Here is a 5527-nt window from a genome sequence, read left to right as displayed (position 1 = left end):
CACGCTACGCGAATGGTCAGGCGGGGCGCGATGCTCGGTACGAGCCGCTACGCGAACGCTAATTAAAAAACGACTCAAGAGCAGCTATGCTAGCAAAAAAGTGCATTGAGCCAAAGGCGATCTAAAGGGATGACTCCTACCAATTTATTAATTTTTCCTGGTTCCGGTTTATTAGCAGGTATTCTTGCCGGATTTCTCGGCATTGGTGGCGGTGTAGTGCTCGTTCCCTTGTTAGTGGCATTAGGATATCAACCAGTTCAAACCGCTGCTACCAGTAGTCTGTCGATTGTGATTACAGCTACCTCTGGTACACTGCAAAACTGGCGGATGGGCTACTTTGATCTAAAAAGTGTAATTGGCATCGGATTTCCAGCTCTAATCACAGCACAAATTGGTGCCTATCTAGCCGACCTGTTCCCTCCTTACTTGTTACTGGTAGCCTTTGGGATACTGCTACTGGTTACGATATATTTGATCCAACTACGCAAACAGCTTAAGTCTAGAGCGGAACAGGAATCTCAAAGAGCACTAAACAACAGACTTTCTTCAAACTCTTTCACCAAAGCTACTGTAGCCAGGATAGCTACAGGTGGTTTGGCTGGCTTATTAGCTGGTCTATTTGGTATTGGTGGGGGAACAATTATGGTTCCACTCCAAATGTTGCTCCTAGGAGAACCGATTAAAACTGCGATTCAGACAAGTCTAGGGGTAATCGTCATTACAGCAGTTTCAGCCTCTGCAGGACATGCCTTACAGGGAAATGTCTTATGGATTGAGGGACTGCTGCTAGGTATAGGAGGCTTTTTGGGAGCGCAAATTAGTACTCGCTTTCTGCCAAAGTTACCAGACCAAGTAGTGAGCAATGGATTTCGCACGCTGTTATTTTCCCTATCAATTTTTATCTTTTGGCAGGCATGGCAGAGTTACGGTGGTTGAGAGTCTGTATATACTTGATTAGACTTCGCCGTAGTGGTTGGGAATAGGGAACTTCGGATATCGGAACAGAACTATAAATACATATCAAGTAGGGACGTATGGCGTGCGCCCCTACAGGTTGAGTCACTCCCTAAGTCCTGTTATAGTTTCTCAATAATCAATAACGTTTGTGTCGTAACTCAGCTTTAGGTGAAACCGCCAGCCCAGATATATCGCCCCGGCTGGACTCGTTTCCAGCCTTTAGATTCACATCCTTTAGTTAAAGTGTTACTAATGGATTTACGGGCTACATTTTTCTTCTTAGGATCCAAACCATTAGGATAAAGCACGTCCAAAACATCTGCGGCACTCATGATCTGTGGATAGTGTTCTCTTAACACAGAAGCCACTAGCTCATATAACGTCATATACTTTAATTGCTCTAACTTAGGTAGCGGAGAAGGCCGACGAGCTTTGCTCTTAGCAGGCTTTCTCTGAGGTTTATTGGTAGAAACTAAATCGGGCAAATCTTCAGCAGAAAAGGTGTAGCAATCTGGAGAGTCAGGGTCAGAGTGCCATAACCCCTGGCTCTCCCCTTTCAGCAAGATAGATTTGACCAGAGAAGTTTTCGAGGCAATATTCTCTTTGCCCAACTCTCCAAACAGCTCCCTGATCAGGTAATCAACGTGGAAGATCGTACCCCTATGAGTTTCTAGGAGTCGCTCAATGGCTTCTGTAATCCTCTGCTCCTGGTAATCAAGTTGTTGTTTGAGTGCTAATGGTGACTCATCTAATTCAGTTTCAGTGGAGAAGTCTGCAGGCAATTCAGCTACTGGCGTGGTGAGGTAGTATTTTTCCTGCTGGTTGTGGTTGCGATTTCCAGGAGGCAGGAACTTGTTGGAATTGTTTTCTGGTAGAGCTAATGCATTGGTATTTAGCAAAGCTTTAGCATGGTTAAGCTGTTCTCTTGCAACTGTGGCAGCTTGTTCATGATACTCCACCATTTGTCGGTAGTAATCAACCAAATCTGCTAACATGTTTTGACTTTGCGATGGTAGCGATGGCTGTGATGGAACATAAGACATCTACTTTTTTCCCCCAGATTCGTTAGCGTGTTGATAGCGAAGACACTTTCTGGCTACTCCTTTGCAGCGATTTCCATACTTGGGACAACAGGTAGCATAAGTCTCCCTCTCTGCAGGCGAATTGCAGTAGTGGCAAATGAACTTGTAAACCCGTGTATGGATAGTACGCCTGTGGGCTCTTACTTTGTATTCTCGAACAAAAACTTGTTTACTGGGCATGATTGTTTATATAATTTACTCCTTAAAGAGTAACAATGGGTTCCTAATAAGTGAAAGGAAGCGAATTAACACTGCTGGTGTGTTCTTTTTGAACTCTCCCTTGCGTCAAGCACGGGGGATTCTACGCAGAAGGGGATAGCGGATGAAACTGGAAGCCTCAACCATAATCTTCGATTTAGTTGTCGGTACTTCACATAACTCCCATAGCAAGGGGAGTAGGAGTAATACCTTTGACTCCAATTTGATCTAACATCCTCACACAATAACTGCAAGCTGTACAATAGGTAACTCCCGCCAGATTCCTCTGGAAAAACGGCAGCTGATGGCATCGATTCTGATTGGCTCTGTGACCCAATGCTCACAACACTCGATCGAGGTGACTCACATCTGTCCATACCAAGTCATTTCCCCTAAGTAGAAGATCATGGTCGATAAGCTAAATGCGCGCTCGGTGTCTAGTGATAGACTATTCCATATCTAGTCTAGGTTTGACCTTAAGCAGTGTGCCATTCTCCTAGGATTACCGATTACCCTGAGCCAATCACCCAACAATCCGATGTGGCATCCCTTTTCAAGAAAGGGTATCAGAATCTGCTCAACCTCTGGCTCCCCCATCCGAAGTTCCTAACAGAGCATATAACCCCCTTCGCTTTCGCATCCTACTGCGCACCGGAGCCGCGCTTCACGTCTATGGGTCGCAAGCGGTTTATCAAAAACTGCTATTGCTCATCCCTAACAATTACAACCAGATTAGCAACTAACAATTACTATTGACCAATCCCAAGAATGGATTAGATTGTAAACCACTAACTTATCTAAACTTTCCCTACCTATTAGGATAAGCAAACTGATTAAAATCGAGAAAATATTACTCGTCAGCTATCAGTTAAGACACTGGGTTTCCTCAAGCAACCCTTATTATAAAAAGATAACCGATCCAGGAAATACTGGTCACAAAAATGTTACACATAAAAAAATATGAAGCAAAATTATATAAAATATAACCAATGATCTTACAGATAAATCCTGCTAATTATAATTAGCTTATATATAAGACTTTAATTGACGTAATTTTTATGGTTTATTTTTTTTAGATAAACGCTGTAATTTTTGTTTAACTAATTGGTGGATTGACTTGATAGTATTTTTTTTATTGGCGTCTATTTTTGGCTGCTGAGATTTATTTTTTTCGAGTTTTATTACTAATTCTAAAGCTTCTTTATTTTGATTGATTTCTTCTACAACTATTTTTCGTTTCTGTTCAGGATCTGTTATTGTTGCTTGATACTCGTTTCTTAACTTAAGTTTTTTAGTATTATTATACAAGGGGATAGGGTTAATCCCATATACCATTAGGATTTGAAGATTTTTTCTGGCGGCCATGAATTTTTTGCTAGCGGCTACTATGCCTCTACTTAGACAAAAGGAAGCTATGGAAAAAATTATGGCTACAACAAAAGCAATAACGGGTATTAACTGATCTACTGCTCCGGCTTCGTTGCTGACTAATACGGCTTGGAAATTCAAAAATATATCTCCTAATAGTACCAGCCAAATTATAGATAATCCATTAGTTAATGGTAAAGGTATCTTAATTTTTTTGCTAAGAATTCCAGACCCATCTACTATAGAGGTTATGGGTAAAGCACCTGTTACCAATAAACTGAGTAAATTCTTAGTCTCAATCCCAAATATTTGATCACCCTTGGACAGAGCAAGTCTTTCCCCAAACGAGTAATCTAATAGAGCAAACTGTCCAAAACTAGAAATGATTAACAGTGCTGAAAATATCAAAATTATGAGGACTTGAAGTCTTTTTTCTCGGCTATACCAATCTTCAAGCTTTTCACGCTCTTTCGGCTTTTCGATATAGTTTTCAGACTTGGTAGCTGCTGGGTCAAATTCAGTCATATCTGATCACATCTTTAGTTTACTCTTTTGCAATTAAGCATTTGGAGCCTATACCTTTGGTTTAACCTCTAATTTGTCCTGGAAATCCCCAAAATTATATTAGTGTAAAACGATTTTTTGGAAATCATCCGGTATTTTGCAATAGGTATCTTCTGAACTAGGAGTATATTTTTCGAGGTATTCTTCATTCAGGATTGACTCAAAAGAATTATCAAGATTAATCCCACCTATATCATCTATCTGGTTTAATTCTTTTTGAATTTCTGTTTTAACAGTTTGACCATCCCGAAATGCCTTACTTGCTTGAAGTGTTTTCCTATCCTTTTGTCTTAAAATTTCTTTTAAATTTGGATAATTTTTGAGCTTAAAATAATAAATTCCTTCAAATAAGTCCCAGGTGTAAACCTTAAGGTTAACATTGGGTTGAGCATCTTTGATTTCAAAGGGTAACGAAACGATTAAAATAACACTTTTAATTTTAGGATCACGAATTTGTAGATTTCTTTCCAGACTTAAATTTAGAACTTGTTGCTCATCTTCCCGAGACCATTTCCAAGCTAAGCAACTAGCTTTTTTATAAACCCATCCCTCTTTATAGTTATCAATACGTCTGATATAAAAACTTTTAGCTTGATGAGAAAATGTCAATAATGTTATAATATTGGGAGTATATCTCTGATCTAGTAAACTATTGCTATCTTTAATTTCTGGTTTTGAGTTGACAGGAACTCTCAAGACAAGCTTTTGAGGTGCGCATTCTTGATTGCCAAAAATCTCGTTATAGATAGGTTCATTAGACTGCACACTTATACTTCGAGCTTCTTCAGTTTGAATGAGACAGGGAGTAATTTTAGGGGTACAGGATTGTAGCCCGATACTATTCAAGATAAGAGTGACAATAATTCCTAGGTAGCGGTGCGACCCCGGCCAGGTGCCCTCGCCATGGGAACGCGCACCAAGACATCGGAAGAGTTTATTCATGCGAAACTGTACCATGAAATGACTTAAAATATGCTGTAGGCTAGCAATTTTTAGTTGAGCGTTCATGCCTACAGGATTACCTCAGGCATCTTTTGCCAACCTGCAACGATATACCATGGAAAGGGTATGCGATCGCGTTAGATACATCTCACTAATGATCTTCTAAGGTCACCGCAGACTTCCGGATTGTTGGCAAAATTAGCATGTTTGTCGTTTGTCCAACTCCTCTAATAGCCGTTTGAGCTCCTTAATATCTACTTCCGCTTCTGCCGTGGGATTCCAACCTAATTGGATCTCTGAGTCAAAAATACCCTAGGTGCGCTTTCCGCATCTAATTCTTAAATTCGCGCTTTGGTGCGCGCCTCCTAGGGCGCGAGGGATTGCTCGCGCCCTAGGCTCGCGTCTTTCGGCAAAGC

Annotated in this window: 4 protein-coding genes; 1 reads left to right on the top strand and 3 read right to left on the bottom strand. The window is 40.7% G+C overall.

What is annotated here, in order from left to right; translation table 11 throughout:
* The first annotated feature begins 129 nt into the window (after window positions 1–129).
* The gene (locus AC4II3_RS30865; RefSeq protein ID WP_488013632.1) at window positions 130–936 is read left to right on the top strand and encodes a sulfite exporter TauE/SafE family protein; all 807 of its coding nucleotides are present in this window, start codon (window positions 130–132) and stop codon (window positions 934–936) included.
* A gap of 185 nt (window positions 937–1121) precedes the next feature.
* Here the strand turns inward: AC4II3_RS30865 and AC4II3_RS30860 are convergent, their stop codons facing one another.
* The 3 genes from AC4II3_RS30860 to AC4II3_RS30850 form a co-directional block, all read right to left on the bottom strand.
* Complete coding sequence (locus AC4II3_RS30860) at window positions 1122–2000, bottom strand: hypothetical protein (protein WP_488013634.1); 879 nt, start codon at window positions 1998–2000, stop codon at window positions 1122–1124.
* 1293 nt (window positions 2001–3293) lie between these two features.
* On the bottom strand, window positions 3294–4130 hold the full coding sequence (locus tag AC4II3_RS30855) for a hypothetical protein (protein WP_488013990.1): 837 nt from the start codon (window positions 4128–4130) through the stop codon (window positions 3294–3296).
* Window positions 4131–4229: 99 nt separating this feature from the next.
* On the bottom strand, window positions 4230–4934 hold the full coding sequence (locus tag AC4II3_RS30850; RefSeq protein WP_488013992.1) for a hypothetical protein: 705 nt from the start codon (window positions 4932–4934) through the stop codon (window positions 4230–4232).
* Window positions 4935–5527: the final 593 nt, after the last annotated feature.

This window comes from Moorena sp., assembly GCF_982860115.1.
Note: the sequence above shows the minus strand (reverse complement) of the source record. Positions and strands in the feature narration are given on the sequence as shown.

What these genes read in the sequence shown, in the direction of transcription:
- AC4II3_RS30865 (WP_488013632.1), top strand. Translation starts at nt 130, where the DNA reads ATGACTCCTACCAATTTATTAATTTTTCCTGGTTCCGGTTTATTAGCA.
- AC4II3_RS30855 (WP_488013990.1), bottom strand. Translation starts at nt 4,130, where the DNA reads ATGACTGAATTTGACCCAGCAGCTACCAAGTCTGAAAACTATATCGAA.
- AC4II3_RS30860 (WP_488013634.1), bottom strand. Translation starts at nt 2,000, where the DNA reads ATGTCTTATGTTCCATCACAGCCATCGCTACCATCGCAAAGTCAAAAC.